The 14,117-nt window shown below is 66.1% G+C and carries 15 protein-coding genes; 5 read left to right on the forward strand and 10 right to left on the reverse strand.

The annotated features are described in order from the left end of the window. Positions 1–7: 7 nt before the first annotated feature. Positions 8–1,453, reverse strand: a complete 1,446-nt coding sequence (locus CR156_RS15930) for a GGDEF domain-containing protein (RefSeq protein ID WP_100553531.1) — start codon at positions 1,451–1,453, stop codon at positions 8–10. Between the two features lie 233 nt (positions 1,454–1,686). Between CR156_RS15930 and CR156_RS15935 the strand changes: the two genes are divergently transcribed. Continuing rightward, positions 1,687–2,550 carry a PA4780 family RIO1-like protein kinase gene (locus CR156_RS15935; RefSeq protein WP_099820969.1) on the forward strand — a complete coding sequence of 288 codons (864 nt, stop codon included), beginning with the start codon at positions 1,687–1,689 and terminating at the stop codon, positions 2,548–2,550. A 72-nt stretch (positions 2,551–2,622) separates the two neighbouring features. Here the strand turns inward: CR156_RS15935 and fghA are convergent, their stop codons facing one another. The 5 genes from fghA to CR156_RS15960 all read right to left on the reverse strand — a co-directional run bounded on the left by fghA (position 2,623) and on the right by CR156_RS15960 (position 6,297). Beyond that, on the reverse strand, positions 2,623–3,453 hold the full coding sequence (gene fghA, locus CR156_RS15940) for an S-formylglutathione hydrolase (RefSeq protein WP_100553532.1): 831 nt from the start codon (positions 3,451–3,453) through the stop codon (positions 2,623–2,625). Between the two features lie 63 nt (positions 3,454–3,516). Further along, positions 3,517–3,876 (reverse strand): YqcC family protein, encoded by a 360-nt coding sequence (locus CR156_RS15945; protein ID WP_100553533.1) that lies wholly within the window; start codon positions 3,874–3,876, stop codon positions 3,517–3,519. Positions 3,877–3,884: 8 nt separating this feature from the next. After that, positions 3,885–4,994 carry an S-(hydroxymethyl)glutathione dehydrogenase/class III alcohol dehydrogenase gene (locus CR156_RS15950; protein ID WP_100554206.1) on the reverse strand — a complete coding sequence of 370 codons (1,110 nt, stop codon included), beginning with the start codon at positions 4,992–4,994 and terminating at the stop codon, positions 3,885–3,887. A 62-nt stretch (positions 4,995–5,056) separates the two neighbouring features. Then, positions 5,057–5,332, reverse strand: a complete 276-nt coding sequence (frmR, locus tag CR156_RS15955; RefSeq protein WP_005411009.1) for a formaldehyde-responsive transcriptional repressor FrmR — start codon at positions 5,330–5,332, stop codon at positions 5,057–5,059. A 56-nt stretch (positions 5,333–5,388) separates the two neighbouring features. Beyond that, positions 5,389–6,297, reverse strand: coding sequence for a LysR family transcriptional regulator (locus tag CR156_RS15960; protein WP_100553534.1), 909 nt, complete (start codon positions 6,295–6,297; stop codon positions 5,389–5,391). Between the two features lie 131 nt (positions 6,298–6,428). Here CR156_RS15960 and CR156_RS15965 point away from each other — a divergent pair, with 131 nt between their 5' ends. Then, positions 6,429–7,532: an alkene reductase gene (locus CR156_RS15965; protein WP_100553535.1), complete on the forward strand. Its 1,104-nt coding sequence runs from the start codon at positions 6,429–6,431 to the stop codon at positions 7,530–7,532. An 83-nt stretch (positions 7,533–7,615) separates the two neighbouring features. Next, positions 7,616–8,032, forward strand: coding sequence for a VOC family protein (locus CR156_RS15970; protein ID WP_100553536.1), 417 nt, complete (start codon positions 7,616–7,618; stop codon positions 8,030–8,032). A gap of 9 nt (positions 8,033–8,041) precedes the next feature. Here the strand turns inward: CR156_RS15970 and CR156_RS15975 are convergent, their stop codons facing one another. Further along, the gene (locus CR156_RS15975; protein ID WP_100553537.1) at positions 8,042–8,737 is read right to left on the reverse strand and encodes a DAPG hydrolase family protein; all 696 of its coding nucleotides are present in this window, start codon (positions 8,735–8,737) and stop codon (positions 8,042–8,044) included. Positions 8,738–8,812: 75 nt separating this feature from the next. Between CR156_RS15975 and CR156_RS15980 the strand changes: the two genes are divergently transcribed. Further along, a complete protein-coding gene (locus tag CR156_RS15980) occupies positions 8,813–9,475 on the forward strand; it encodes a TetR/AcrR family transcriptional regulator (protein WP_409349557.1) in 663 nt (220 codons plus the stop codon). Between the two features lie 148 nt (positions 9,476–9,623). Here the strand turns inward: CR156_RS15980 and CR156_RS15985 are convergent, their stop codons facing one another. Then, a complete protein-coding gene (locus CR156_RS15985) occupies positions 9,624–10,295 on the reverse strand; it encodes an SMI1/KNR4 family protein (protein ID WP_100553539.1) in 672 nt (223 codons plus the stop codon). 164 nt (positions 10,296–10,459) lie between these two features. Further along, a complete protein-coding gene (locus tag CR156_RS15990) occupies positions 10,460–11,344 on the reverse strand; it encodes a LysR family transcriptional regulator (RefSeq protein ID WP_100462607.1) in 885 nt (294 codons plus the stop codon). A 106-nt stretch (positions 11,345–11,450) separates the two neighbouring features. Between CR156_RS15990 and CR156_RS15995 the strand changes: the two genes are divergently transcribed. Next, positions 11,451–12,509 (forward strand): NAD(P)-dependent alcohol dehydrogenase, encoded by a 1,059-nt coding sequence (locus CR156_RS15995; RefSeq protein WP_100553540.1) that lies wholly within the window; start codon positions 11,451–11,453, stop codon positions 12,507–12,509. A gap of 119 nt (positions 12,510–12,628) precedes the next feature. Here the strand turns inward: CR156_RS15995 and CR156_RS16000 are convergent, their stop codons facing one another. Further along, a complete protein-coding gene (locus CR156_RS16000) occupies positions 12,629–13,993 on the reverse strand; it encodes a glutamate--cysteine ligase (protein ID WP_100553541.1) in 1,365 nt (454 codons plus the stop codon). Between the last annotated feature and the right edge of the window lie 124 nt (positions 13,994–14,117).

Raw genomic sequence — 14,117 nt, forward strand, 5'->3', positions numbered from 1 at the left:
AGGCGTGCTAACAGTCCAGCGTGTCGTGCGCGCCCCCGTGGTCGTCCAGCACGTGCGCGTGCAGGATCACCCGGTTACGGCCTGCACGCTTGGCCGCGTACAGGCCCGCATCGGCATCGGCCAGCAGCTGTTCGGCGCTGGCCAGCGCCGGCGGATGCAGGTAGCCCACACCCACGCTGATGCTGACCGGGCCTTCCGGCAGCGGCAATGCTTCCACCGCCTCGCGCAGGCGCTCGGCCAGTGCCAGCACACCCGACAGCGGGCTGCCGGGCACGATCACCGCGAACTCCTCACCGCCATAGCGCGCCACGCTGTCGGCCGCGCGCCCGGCGGTGGCCTGCAGCACCGCAGCCACCGCCTGCAGGCAGCGGTCGCCGGCGGGATGACCGTGCTGGTCGTTGAATGCCTTGAAATGGTCGATATCCACCAGCAGCAACGCCATTTCGCTGCCGCTGCGGCGCGCACGGTTCCATTCGGCCAGCAGCAGCGTATCGAACTGACGGCGATTGGCGACGCCGGTCAGGCCATCCTGCCGCGCCAGCTGATCAAGACCCGCCTGCCGTTCCAGCAGGTCGATCTGCAGCAGGGTGCTGCGCAGGCCGAAGCCCAGTGTCGCCACCACGAAGCCAGTCACGGCCAAAGGCCGCGCGTGATCCACCACCAGAGTGCCGACCACCAGCAGCAGCAAGGGCAGGATGATCGGCCCACCCGCCTGCACCAATCGCAGCAGGCGGGGATGCAGCACGAAGCCCGGCGCAGGTGCCTGACGCAGCGCCAGTACCGCCAACAGCAGGAACGGCAGGTCGATCAACAGATCGTTGTAGGCGCCGAACGACTGTTCGGAGGTGTAGTGATTGATGTAGAACGCCAGCAGCAGATATGACAATGCGTACAGCGCCAGCGCGCGGTAGAAGCTGCGCCGTTCAGGCGCGTCGCCGGCGACCCAGCGCACCACCGCGAAGCCGGCGATGCACAGGTTCTGGATGTCGAACATGCGCTGCATGTGGGCCATCGCCTGGTCATCGATGTCGATGCGGTCGGCGAAGGACTGGGTATGCACGAAGAACAGCACGCCCAGCAGCGCGGCCATCACGCCGTCGATCAGGCTGATCATCCGGCGTTCGCGACGGGCGCGGGCCAGGATGAACACCAGCGGCACGCCGTACAGCACATACAACAGCAGGCTGGCGCGCGGGGTGATGTCGGACCGTCCGGCCCCCAGTGCGTCGGCCATGTTGAAGGCCATGCCACCGGCCCAGAGCAGCAGCGCGATTGCAGTGGCCCGCCAGCCCAGTGCAGCGCGGTCGCGCTGGCCACGCCACAGGCAGGCCGCGGCGGCCAGCAGAGGCGCCGCGGTCAGGAACACGAACGATCCCCCACCGGCCGTACCCGGCCAGAACGCCACGACCACGCCATGGCAGATCACGAACATCAGCGCCAGCACAACCAGCATGCATCCCCCATGCGCAAGGCCGTATGGCGGCACGATAGCGCGCCGCCACGCCACAGCGGCGTGATCCGCGTTGGAAAAGACGGATACGCGACAGTGGCAGCCGTCTCGCGAAATGGTTGCCCGGCGACGCTCGCGGGCCAGCCGGGAAGCCGCCCGACAGCCGCGACCTGTAAAATGCGAAAATCCCTCCCCATCCTGGCGAGCGCCTCCGCGCCGGCCACCCCAGATATCCCGTGAAAACCCCCGAAGGACTGCGCGCGCTGATCGACGACGGCGTGATCGATGAAGTGCTACGCCCGCTCAAGAGCGGCAAGGAAGCGGCCGTGTACGTGGTACGCAGCGGCAACGAGGTGCGCTGCGCGAAGGTCTACAAGGACATGGCCCAGCGCAGCTTCCAGCAGCGCGTGCAGTACCAGGAAGGCCGCAAGGTGCGCGGCAGCCGTGAGGCGCGTGCGGTGGGCAAGGCCAGCAAGTACGGCCGCAAGCAGCAGGAAACGGCCTGGAAGAACACCGAGGTGGACTCGCTGTACCTGCTGCGTGATGCCGGCGTGCGCGTGCCCGAGCCATACGGCTACTTCCACGGCGTGCTGGTGATGGAGCTGGTCACCGATGCCGACGGTTTCTCCGCCGCCCGCCTGGGCGAAGTGGAACTGGAGCCCGAACAGGCCCGCCAGTTCCACCAGACCCTGGTCCGGCAGGTGGTGCGCATGCTGTGCTGCGGCCTGATCCATGGCGATCTCTCGCCGTACAACGTGCTGGTCGGTCCCGATGGCCCGGTGGTGATCGATTTCCCCCAGGTGGTCAGTGCAGGCGGCAACAACGCCGCGCGCAGCATGCTGCTGCGGGACGTCAACAACCTCACCGCCTACTTGGGCCGTTTCGCCCCTGAACTGCTGGACAGCTGGTATGGCGAGGAAATGTGGGCGCTGTTCGAGGCTGGCAGCCTGCTGCCGGACAGCGAGCTCACCGGCACCTTTGTGCACGATGAATCTACCGTCGACCTCGACAGCGTGCGCCACGCCATCAACGATGCGCGCGAAGAAGCCCTGATCCGCCAGCAGGGCCGTGAAGCGGCGGAAGAAGACGACGACGTATAAGCGCCACGCCATGTGTGGCGGCTCGACGCTACGGACAAGCCAGAGCAGCCGAGCGTGGGCTCGGCTACAGGGTCAGGCCTTCAGTGCGCGCGCGTGGTGGGCGATGTGCTCGCCGATGAAGCTGGCGATGAAGTAGTAGCTGTGGTCGTAGCCCGGCTGCAGGCGCAGGCTCAGCGGATGGCCGGCCGCTTGGCAGGCCTGCTGCAGGCGCTGCGGCTGCAGCTGGGTGTGCAGGAACTCATCGCCCTCGCCCTGGTCGACCAGCAGCGGCAGGCGCTCTCCGGCGTTGGCCACAAGCTGGCAGGCATCCCACTGCGACCAATCGGCCGGGTTGTCACCGAGGTAGGCGGTGAACGCCTTCTGTCCCCACGGCACGTGACTGGGCGCGACGATCGGCGAGAACGCCGACACGCTGCGGTAACGGCCCGGGTTGCGCAGCGCGATCACCAGTGCACCGTGGCCGCCCATCGAATGGCCGCTGATGCCCCGCGCATCGGTAGCCGGGAAGTTCGCTTCGATCAGCGCCGGCAGTTCCTGCGCGACGTAGTCGTGCATGCGGTAGTGCTTCGCCCACGGCGCACGGGTGGCGTTGAGATAGAAGCCCGCGCCCTTGCCGAGGTCATAGCCCTCGGCATCGGCCACGTCATCGCCGCGCGGACTGGTGTCCGGGGCGACGATGATCACGCCGTGCTCGGCCGCGTAGCGCTGAGCCCCAGCCTTGGTGATGAAATTCTGCTCGGTGCAGGTCAGCCCGCTCAGCCAGTACAGCACCGGCAGCTTCTGGCTGGCGGCCTGCGGCGGCAGGTATACGGCGAACTGCATGTCGCAGCCCAGCGTGGTGGAGTGATGGCGATAGACGTCCTGCCAACCGCCGGCACAGGCGCGGTGTTCGATGCGTTCCATGATGTTCTCCTGCGCGGCGCGTCAGCGCACGCGTGCTTCTGGTAGATGCCGACCTTGGTCGGCTTATCCACGCACGGCGTGGATGCCTTTGTTGATCAGTTCATCCAGCTGCGCCAGCAAGCGCAGCAACGGCTCGACGCCAGGCTGGCCATCAAGATTGCGATATGCCGCCGCTGCCACGTTGCTGCGCGGCGGCCACTGGCCATCAGCGCGGGCCTCGTGCAGACGCGGCAGGAATACCTGCCCCAGCCACTGCTCGAACGACATGCCATCGTCGCTGCCGAAGGCCGAGGTCACCGCACGCGGTAGCCCCACTTCACCCACGACCCAGCCCAGCGCGCGCAGCGCCTGCTCGATCGGGGCCACCAGAGCCGCGCGCGGGTCTTCCGCACGCGGCCGGCGCAGGGCATCCAGCCAGCCCATGACGCGCCTCAGTAATGGACCACCGAACGGATCGACTTGCCTTCATGCATCAGGTCGAAAGCTTCGTTGATCTTGTCCAGGTCCATGGTGTGGGTGACGAACGGCGCCAGCTCGATATCGCCCTTCATCGCGTCTTCGACCATGCCCGGCAGCTGGCTGCGACCCTTCACGCCGCCAAACGCGGTACCCATCCACTTGCGGCCGGTGACCAGCTGGAACGGACGGGTGGAGATCTCCTGGCCCGAACCGGCTACGCCGATCACCACGCTCTGGCCCCAGCCGCGGTGCGCGCATTCCAGCGCCGCACGCATCACGTTGACGTTGCCGATGCACTCGAAGCTGTGGTCCACGCCCCAGGTGGTCATTTCAACAATGACCTGCTGGATCGGCTTGTCATGATCCTTCGGGTTGATGCAGTCGGTGGCGCCGAATTCGCGGGCCAGATCAAACTTGGACGGATTGGTATCCACCGCGATGATGCGGCCGGCCTTGGCTTGGCGCGCGCCCTGGATCACGGCCAGGCCGATACCGCCCAGGCCGAACACGGCCACGCTGTCGCCTTCCTGCACCTTGGCGGTGTTGTGTACTGCACCTATGCCGGTGGTGACGCCACAGCCGAGCAGGCAGACATGCTCCGGGTTCGCATCCGGGTTGATCTTCGCCAGCGATACCTCGGCAACGACGGTGTATTCGCTGAAGGTCGAGCAGCCCATGTAGTGGTAGATCGGCTCGCCGTTGTAGCTGAATCGGCTGGTGCCATCGGGCATCACGCCCTTGCCCTGGGTGGCACGCACCGACACGCACAGGTTGGTCTTGCCGCTCTTGCAGAACAGGCATTCACCACACTCGGCGGTGTACAGCGGAATCACGTGGTCGCCCGGCTTCACGCTGGTCACGCCCTCGCCCACTTCCACCACGATGCCGGCACCTTCATGGCCCAGCACCACCGGGAACAGGCCTTCCGGATCATCGCCGGACAGGGTGAACGCATCGGTGTGGCAGACACCGGTGTGGGTGATCTTGACCAGCACTTCGCCCTGCTTCGGCGGGGCGACGTCGATCTCGACGATCTGCAGCGGCTGGCCGGGACCAAAGGCGACGGCGGCACGGGATTTCATGATGGCACTCTCCAAAAAGGCTTGCGGAAAACAGGATGCGCGGCGCTGTGTCGCGCCGTCGTTCATTTCAGGTACGAGCGGATCAACGCGCTCATGTCGCGCACGCGTTCGGCGCGTTGTTCATCGGACGCAGCGGGCTGGCCGAACTCCTCGCGCAGGTGCGCTTCCATCACTTCGGACATCAGGCCGTTGACCGCCCCGCGGATGGCGGCGATCTGCTGCAGCACCGGCCCGCAGTCGGCGCCGGCTTCCAGCGCGCGGTCCAGCGCATCGCACTGGCCGCGGATGCGGCGTACGCGGGCGAGAACCTTCTTTTTTTCTTCGGGGGAGTGCGGCATGGCAGGCCGGCCTCGGAACTATACTGGGGGATAGTATACAGAAGCCGATCCGTACCTCAATCGAAGACGCCCTCTGCGGCCAGTCGGCTCAGCTCCTCCACCACGTAACGCACCTTCGGCCGCAGGTGCCGCGTCTGTGGCCACAGCGCGTGAATGTCCACGTGGTGCTGCATGCAGTGATCGAGCACCGACTGCAGCGCGCCGGACTCGAGATGCCGGCGCACCAGCGATACCGGCATCTGGCAGATGCCCAGGCCAGCCAGCGCGCCTTCGATCACCGCATCGCCATCATTGAGCTGGTAGGTGCCGCTGGGAATGAACACCCCCTGGGTGCCCGCGTCTCCCATCCGCCAGGCCACGGGCTGTCCATGGCGGTAGCCGACGATGCTGCGGTGTGCATGTAGATCGTCAATGGTCCGTGGCGTGCCATGAACCTGCAGGTAGGCCGGCGCGGCGCAGGTCACCAGCCGCTGGCTGGCCAGCTTGCGCGCGACCAGGTGCTCGGCGTGATGCAGGCCGCCGAAGCGGATCAGCAGGTCGATGCCTTCCTCAAGTGGGTCGACGAAGTGATCGGTGAAGGTCATCGTCAACTGCAGGTCCGGATACTGCTGGCACATTTTCAGCAGCACCGGCAGCACCACCAGCCGCCCGAACGAGGACGGCATGTCGATGCGCAGGCGGCCGCTCGGCAGATGTGCCGCCGAGCCCAGGCAGGCTTCGGCTGCCGCGATTTCATCCAGCGCCGCCGCGCAGGAGGCGTAGTAGGCCTCGCCATCGGTGGTCAGCGCGATGCGACGCGTGGTGCGATGGAACAGGCGCACACCCAGCCGCGCTTCCAGCCGGGCAATGGCCTTGCCGACCGCCGAGCGCGAGATGCCCAGGGCATCGGCCGCTTCGGTGAAGGTGGCCGAGCGCGCCGTGGTGACGAAGGTCACCAGGCCATTCAACGATTCGACGGGGAGCATCGGCAGACTCGCTCATTGGGGAAAGATATTCCCGCTTGTCGGGAAATTTACCGCCTTTATGTGCCTTCATGTCAACTCCATCATGGTGCTGTCGCGCCGTTGGCGCCCCTCCCCGCACCGAGATGACTGACATGACCGCCCCCCTGTTCCGCCCGTTCGACCTCGCTGGACTGCCCCTGCACAACCGCATCGCGATGGCGCCGATGACCCGTGCCCGCAACCCCGGCGCCATCGCCAATGCACTGACCGCGCAGTACTACCGTCAGCGCGCCAGCGCCGGCCTGATCATCAGCGAAGGCACGCCAGTGTCGGCGCAGGGCCAGGGCTACATCGACGTGCCGGGCATCTGGTCCGCTGAACAGGTCGCCGGCTGGAAGCTTGTCACCGACGCCGTACACGCTGCGCAGGGCGCGATCTTCGCCCAGCTGTGGCACGTCGGACGCATGTCACACAGCTCGCTGCAGCCCGACGGCGGCCAGCCGGTGAGCGCCGGCACGCGACCGGTGGCGAGCGATCCGAAGAACACCTCGTTCGTGTATCTGGATGACGGCAGCCGTGGCCATGCCGATCCGACGCCGCCGCGCGCGCTGCGCACCGACGAAGTGCCGGGTATCGTCAGCGACTTCGTACGCGGCGCTGAAAATGCCATCGCTGCCGGCTTCGATGGCATCGAGCTGCATGCCGCCAACGGCTACCTGTTCGAGCAGTTCCTCAACCCGATCACCAATGATCGGCAGGATCTCTACGGTGGTTCACTGCGCAACCGCGCACGGCTGATCCTGGACACCGTGGATGCGATGGCGCAGCGGATCGGTGCACAGCGGATCGGCGTGCGCCTGGCGCCGAACAGCCAGACTTTCGACATGCCGGCCTATGCAGAGAACGAAGCCACCTATCTTTACTTGGCCGAAGAGCTTGGCAAGCGCGGGCTGGCGTATGTGCATCTGAACGACAACTACCTGCGCGGCGCGCCCGTCATCGGCGAGGCGTTCCTGAAGACTTTCAAGCAAACCTACGGCGGCACCGTGATTCTCGCCGGTGGGCTCACCCGTGAGCGTGCTCTGCGACTGGTCGAAGATGGCATCATCGACCTGGCCGCGTTCGGCCAGCCGTTCATCGCCAACCCGGATCTGGTCGAGCGCCTGCAGCGCGATGTGCCGCTGGCCGTACCCGATCGCAGCACCTATTACGGCGGTGGCAGCGAGGGCTACCTCGACTACCCGCTCGCACAGTAGATCCACGCCATGCGTGGATGCCGCGCCTTGATCCCGCCGGGCCACGAGTGCATCGTGGCCCGGTCCGGACTCGGTCCTGCCCCATGAACTGCTCAGCGGCCTCCTTCATCGTCAACCTCGACGTCCCCGATCTTGCAGCGGCCGAGGCGTTCTACACCGAAGCTTTCAGCCTGAGGATCGGCCGCCGCCTGGGCCCCGGCGCACTGGAACTGCTCGGCGGCCCCACGCCGCTATACCTGCTGCAGAACGACGCCGGCAGCGCAGCGACCGAAGACGGCGACGTGCGCGATTACGAGCGACATTGGACGCCCGTGCATCTGGACTGGGTGGTCGCCGATATCGACGCTGCGCTTGCCCGCGCCGTTGCAGCCGGCGCTTCTCTTGAACAGGCCGTGCGCGAACACCGCTGGGGAAGAATCGCCGTGCTGGCCGATCCCTTCGGCCATGGCTTCTGCCTGATCCAGTTCAGCGATGCAGGCTATGACGCCCTGCTGGAGTAGCACCCGAGTTCACCACGGCAGTGGCACCGCCTCGTCATTCGCGCGTTCTCCGTAGTACAGCGACGGCAGCAGCCGCGACAGGAAACTGAACTCGGTATAGCAGTGCTTGAGCAGTCCCAGGCCGATCGCATCGCTGGCGTCGCGCTGCGGATCTTTGCTGTCCAGGCCAAGCACGAAGCGACTGCGCAGCACGCAGCCGAACGGTGTATCGCGCGCGACGTGCAGCATCTGGCCATCGCAGGGATCACCGTGCGCGTCCAGACGAACGTGGTCACCAAAACCGATGCGCGCGGCGATCACCGCCGAGACATCGCCGGCATCCTGCGCCGCCTGCAGACGCTCGGGTGTGAGCAACGTGCGCGGATCGTGGAACTTCAGGCGTGCCGCCACCGGCGGGATGTCGGCCAGCGACTCGACGGCCTGGATGCTGGCGCCATGGTAGCTGCGCCCACGCTGCCAGGCCTCGTCCCAGCCACGGTGCTCGACGTGGTCCAGCGGGTGCCACCAGCGGATGTGCTGGGTGGTCTCGAAGAAGGTGAACCACCAGTCCAGCATGCGCCCCTTGCAGCCGTGAAGATCGGTGCGCACCGCGACCAGCAGGGTGCCGTCCGCGCGACGCTGGATGCCGGTCTCCAGGTGCATCGGTGCCGGATCAAGCAGGTCGTGGTGGTCCAGCCAGGCGTGAGCGTTGGCAACGGTTTCCATGGTGAATCCCTCGGGAGATGAGGATCGGACAATACGGAAACGCACATCGTTTCGCAATTATCGAAATGCGCTAGAATGTGCGCAATGACCGCTACCGCCCCGCCCGATCTGATCGCTCCGCCCCGTCGCCGCGGCCGTCCTGCACGCCCAGAGGCCGACGTCCGCCATGCCGTGCTGCAGGCGACGCTGGATCTGCTGCTGGCGCAGGGCTACGAAGCGACCACCATCGAAGGCGTCGCCGCGCATGCCGGCGTGGCCAAGAAGACGGTGTACCGGCATGCCGGAAATCGCGACGAACTGGTGGGCCTGGCAGTGCGCGAGTGGACCGATGGCTTCGCACCACAGCTGCAACGTGATGCCCGCCACGCCGAAGACGTGCTGCCACTGCTGCACGACATCCTGCAGGCGGTGTGCGCGCAGGCATTGTCAGCACAGGCGGTGCGGGTGTTCCGCCTGTTGACCACCGACTTCCCGGGCAAGGACGCGCTGCTGCGGGCCTACCTCGACAACGGCATCGGCCGCGGCCGTGCGCTGCTGGCGGACTGGCTGCGGCGGCAGCAGCAGCGTGGTCTGTTGCGCGCCGGTGATCCAGAACGGATGGCGCGCCTGGTGCTGGCCATGGCCGTGGCAGAACCTCTGCGCGAGCGCGCCATCGGCGTGGTTGCCGAAGACGCATCGGTGGATGCGCACCTGCGTGACTGCCTGCAGTTGATGGAGCCGATGCTGCAGGCTGCGTAGCGTGGCGTCATCCACGCATGGCGTGGATCTACTGCCAGAAGGTGGAGGCCGACCGTTGGTCGGCACTCATCCATCGCGCCGCAGGAAGGACCAGGCAGTAGAGCCACGCCATGCGTGGCTTGGTATCCATGCCGTGCACCCGCGCAGCTCAATCCCGTACGTACGGCATTCTGCTGTCCATCCGCTCAAAGCCGACCAGCGGCTTCAGCAATGCCTGTACGTCCTCTTCACTGATGCCACCGCCGGCAATGTCATCCACGCGCGCGAACAGCGCTTCCAGCGCAGCCACCTGATCCCCACGCAACCAACCGCGATGAGTGGACAGCCAGGCCTGCAGGTTCGCACCGATATCGCCTTCCGACAGCAGCGAATCATCTTCCTCCAGTTCAACCACCGCTTCGGCCATCTTGCGGAACAGGAAATCCTGGAGGTTCGCCGCCACCAGGTCGGCGCGATCATCGTCGTGCCAGACCAGCAGTACCGGCGGCTCAGCGAAGCCTGGTGCGTTGGTCCAGAAGCAATAGTTGTCGCCGGCGCCGGTGCGTGCGAACGGCAGCAGCTTCAGGTCTTCACGCAACGGGTTGTAGTGATCTTCGGCAGTCAGGTCTTCCCAGGCCGCGCGCAGTTCATTGGGCTCGATCGGTTCGTACTCGCTCGCGTACAGCAGCACTGGCGGCTGTGCCTGTACCTGTGGGAACACCTCACGGTACCAGCGCGGCCCCTGTTCGCCCCAGCTGAATTGGTTGCCTGCGACGAGCTGGTGGAACAGCGGCGGAAAGGCTTGGCTGGAGGCCTGTTCGAGATCGGCGAGCGTGCTCATGGACGTCCTTGTTGGATGAGGGTGGTTACCTTAGCGCGTGCCTGCGCCATCCACGCATGGCGTGGATCTACTGCGGAACGGCATCCACACATGGGGGGAGTCAAAATGGGCATGCGGCGATGGTCAGTAGATCCACGCCATGCGTGGATGCGGCCCACCCCAATTCATTCGCGCAACATATCCACGAACGCGCGCAACGCGCCGGGCATCTGCCGCTGCTTCGGGTAGTACAACGCGAACCCGGCAAACGGTTCGCTCCAGTCTTCCAGTACCGCCACCAGTCGCCCATCGTCCAGGTAAGGGCGCGCGGTGTCTTCCAGCACATAGGCCAGGCCGATGCCATCGAGCACCGCGCCAACCACGGTGCCCTGCTCGCACAGCGTCAGCCGCCCCGGTACGTCGATCTCCAGGGTCTGGCCCTCGCGCTCGAACTGCCACTTGTACAGATGGCCGCTGGCGAAGCGGAACCGCACGCACTCATGCGCGGCCAGGTCGCGCGGATGCTGCGGTGCCGGCCGGCGCCGCAGGTACTCGGGCGAGCCGACGATCAAGCCGCGCAGCGGCGGCCCCATCGGCACCGCCACCATGTCCTCGGGCACGAACTCGTGCAGGCGCACGCCCGCGTCGTAACCCTCGGCGACGATGTCGACCAGACCATCGTTCTCGGTCAGCTCCACCCGTACATCCGGATGCGCGTGCAGGAAACGCGCCAGCCGCGGCCCCAACTGGGTCGCCACCGCCGCCCGCGTCGCATTGATCCGCAGCAGGCCGGCCGGAACGGCGCGGAAGTGATTCATTTCTTCCAGCGCATCGTGCACCTGGCCCAGCGCCGGCTGCAGGCGCTCCAGCAGCCGTTGTCCGGCCTCGGTCAGGGCCACGCTGCGGGTGGTGCGGTGGAACAGGCCCACCCCCAGCCGTTCCTCCAGCGCGCGGATCGCATAGCTCACCGCCGAGGTCGACAGGGCCAGTTCGGCGCCGGCGCGGCGGAAGCTGCGGTGGCGGGCGACCGCGGCGAAGGCGGCCAGGTGGGACAGGTTGTCAGTGGCCATGATTGTGCAGTCTGCCTTGATGAATCATGCCGATATATGCGCTTCTTACCTTGCGGTACGGGGCGTATTGTAAAACGCCTTTCGACAAACCCGCCAAGGATTCCCCATGTCCCTCGCCCGTGGTTACGCCGCCCATACCCATACCGACCCGCTGGTACCCTTCGAGTTCGAGCGCCGCGCGGTCGGCCCGAACGATGTGCGCATCGAGATCCTGTACAGCGGCATCTGCCATTCCGACCTGCACCAGGCGCGCGACGACTGGGGTGGCTCGATCTACCCGATGGTGCCGGGCCACGAGATCATCGGCCGCGTTACCGAAGTCGGCAGCGAGGTCACCCGCTTCAAGGTCGGCGACCACGCCGGCGTCGGCTGCATGGTCGACTCCTGCCGCCACTGCGATGCCTGCGAACACGATCTGGAGCAGTACTGCGCCGAAGGTGCCACCTGGACCTACAACGGCCGTGAACGCGCCGTCGGTGCCCCGACCTACGGCGGCTATTCCGACCATGTGGTGGTCGAGCAGCGCTTCGTGGTCAAGGTCTCCGAAACGCTGGACCTGAAGGCCGCCGCGCCGCTGCTGTGCGCCGGCATCACCACCTGGTCGCCGCTGCGACACTGGAAGGTCGGCCCAGGCCAGAAGGTCGGCGTGATCGGCCTCGGCGGCCTCGGCCACATGGGCGTGAAGTTCGCCAAGGCACTCGGCGCGCACGTGGTGATGATCACCACCACCCCGGAAAAGGGTGCCGACGCCAAGCGCCTGGGCGCCGACGAAGTGCTGGTCTCGCGTGATGCCGCGCAGATGAAGGCACATGCCGGCAGCTTCGACTTCCTGCTCAACACCATCCCGGTCGGCCATGACACCAACCCGTACATGGGCCTGCTCAAGCGTGAGGCGACCATGTGCCTGGTCGGCGTGCTGACCGAACTGGACCCGCCGCTGACCGGTGGCAGCGTGATCTTCGGTCGCAAGCACCTGACCGGCTCGGCGATCGGCGGCATGGCTGAAACCCAGGAAATGATGGACTTCTGTGCCGAGCACGGCATCGTCAGCGATGTGGAGATGATCGACATCAAGAACGTCAACGAAGCCTGGGAACGCATGGCGAAGAATGATGTGCGCTACCGCTTCGTGATCGACATGGCGACGATGAAGAACGCTGCCTGATCCAAGTCGGTTGTGGAAACGAAAAACCCCGGCAATGCCGGGGTTTTTTTGGTAGTGCCGGCCGCTGGCTGGCTACCCCATGCATCTGCCGGCCAGCGGCCGGCACTACCGCAAGGCGGTCAGTAAGCAAACTCGCGGAACACCGGATCCACATCGCCGTGCCAGCGGCCATGGAACAGCGCCAGCTTGCGCTCGGCCGGAGTCAGGCCGGACTCGACGATTTCCTGCAGCACGTCCAGGAACTTGCTTTCATCCTGGCCATCGGCATTGCGCGCCGCACGGCGCTTGAGGCCTTCCACGGAAATCTTCACCGCTTCGCGCGCCAGGTCACGCACGGTGCCATTGCGGAACGGCAGGTTCATCGCATGCTTGGGCACCCCATCACGCAGCGCATGGCGTTCAACCAGGCTGAAGTCGCGCACCAGGTCCCACGCTGCATCCAGTGCGGTGTCGTCGTACAGCAGGCCCACCCAGAATGCCGGCAGCGCGCACAGGCGGCTCCACGGGCCGCCATCGGCACCGCGCATTTCCAGGTACTTCTTCAGCCGCACTTCCGGGAACGCGGTGGTGGTGTGGTCCGACCAGTCGCGCAGCGTCGGCAGCTGGCCCGGCAGCACCGGCAGCTTGCCCTGCATGAAATCGCGGAAGTTCTGCCCGCTGGCATCGTGGTAGATGCCGTCGCGGTAGGAGAAATACATCGGCACGTCGAGCAGGTAGTCGACATAACGTTCGTAACCGAAGCCATCCTCGAACACGAAGTCGAGCATGCCGGTACGGTCGGCGTCGGTGTCGGTCCAGATGTGCGAGCGGTAGCTGAGGTAGCCGTTCGGCTTGCCCTCGGTGAACGGCGAGTCGGCGAACAGGGCGGTGGCGATCGGCTGCAGCGCCAACGACACGCGGAACTTCTTCACCATGTCCGCTTCGCTGGCGTAATCCAGGTTCACCTGCACGGTGCAGGTGCGGGTCATCATGTCCAGGCCCAGCGAACCGACCTTGGGCATGTACGAACGCATGATCTTGTAGCGGCCCTTGGGCATCCACGGCATTTCATCGCGCGTCCACTTCGGCTGGAAACCCATGCCGAGGAAACCCAGCTGCAGCTCGCCGGCCACCTGTGCCACTTCATTGAGGTGGGTACCGGTTTCCACACAGGTCTGGTGGATGGTTTCCAGCGCCGCACCGGACAGCTCCAGCTGGCCCGCGGGCTCCAGCGTCACCGAGGCGCCATCACGCAGCAGGGCGATGGTATTGCCGTTTTCCTGCACCGGCGTCCAGCCGAAACGGACCAGGCCGTTGAGCAGTGCTTCGATGCCGCGATCGCCGTCGAAGGTCGGCGGACGCAGGTCATCCAGGCGGAACCCGAACTTCTCGTGCTCGGTACCGATGCGCCACTGCGAACGGGGCTTCTCGCCGGAGGCGATCTCCGCCACCAGTTGCGAGCGGTCGGTAATGGGCGTATCGGCGACGTGGCTGGGGCTCGACAAGGGGGTGGCTCGCTGGACGGTGGCAGGGGATGTGGGGCTGGGAGCCTTGCATCGCAAGGGCGCACTATAGCGTGGCGGCTCGTTACGTCATGCGACGGTGACGGGTTTCAGCATCCTACCGACA

The sequence above is a fragment of the Stenotrophomonas lactitubi genome (assembly GCF_002803515.1).
GTDB classification, from domain to species: domain Bacteria; phylum Pseudomonadota; class Gammaproteobacteria; order Xanthomonadales; family Xanthomonadaceae; genus Stenotrophomonas; species Stenotrophomonas lactitubi.

Bases quoted from the DNA above. Each gene is read 5' to 3' on its own strand.
- CR156_RS15930 (WP_100553531.1), bottom strand. From the start codon at position 1,453: ATGCTGGTTGTGCTGGCGCTGATGTTCGTGATCTGCCATGGCGTGGTC.
- fghA (WP_100553532.1), bottom strand. From the start codon at position 3,453: ATGGAACGCATCGAACACCGCGCCTGTGCCGGCGGTTGGCAGGACGTC.
- CR156_RS15945 (WP_100553533.1), bottom strand. From the start codon at position 3,876: ATGGGCTGGCTGGATGCCCTGCGCCGGCCGCGTGCGGAAGACCCGCGC.
- CR156_RS15950 (WP_100554206.1), bottom strand. From the start codon at position 4,994: ATGAAATCCCGTGCCGCCGTCGCCTTTGGTCCCGGCCAGCCGCTGCAG.
- frmR (WP_005411009.1), bottom strand. From the start codon at position 5,332: ATGCCGCACTCCCCCGAAGAAAAAAAGAAGGTTCTCGCCCGCGTACGC.
- CR156_RS15960 (WP_100553534.1), bottom strand. From the start codon at position 6,297: ATGCTCCCCGTCGAATCGTTGAATGGCCTGGTGACCTTCGTCACCACG.
- CR156_RS15965 (WP_100553535.1), top strand. From the start codon at position 6,429: ATGACCGCCCCCCTGTTCCGCCCGTTCGACCTCGCTGGACTGCCCCTG.
- CR156_RS15970 (WP_100553536.1), top strand. From the start codon at position 7,616: ATGAACTGCTCAGCGGCCTCCTTCATCGTCAACCTCGACGTCCCCGAT.
- CR156_RS15975 (WP_100553537.1), bottom strand. From the start codon at position 8,737: ATGGAAACCGTTGCCAACGCTCACGCCTGGCTGGACCACCACGACCTG.
- CR156_RS15980 (WP_409349557.1), top strand. From the start codon at position 8,813: ATGTGCGCAATGACCGCTACCGCCCCGCCCGATCTGATCGCTCCGCCC.
- CR156_RS15985 (WP_100553539.1), bottom strand. From the start codon at position 10,295: ATGAGCACGCTCGCCGATCTCGAACAGGCCTCCAGCCAAGCCTTTCCG.
- CR156_RS15990 (WP_100462607.1), bottom strand. From the start codon at position 11,344: ATGGCCACTGACAACCTGTCCCACCTGGCCGCCTTCGCCGCGGTCGCC.
- CR156_RS15995 (WP_100553540.1), top strand. From the start codon at position 11,451: ATGTCCCTCGCCCGTGGTTACGCCGCCCATACCCATACCGACCCGCTG.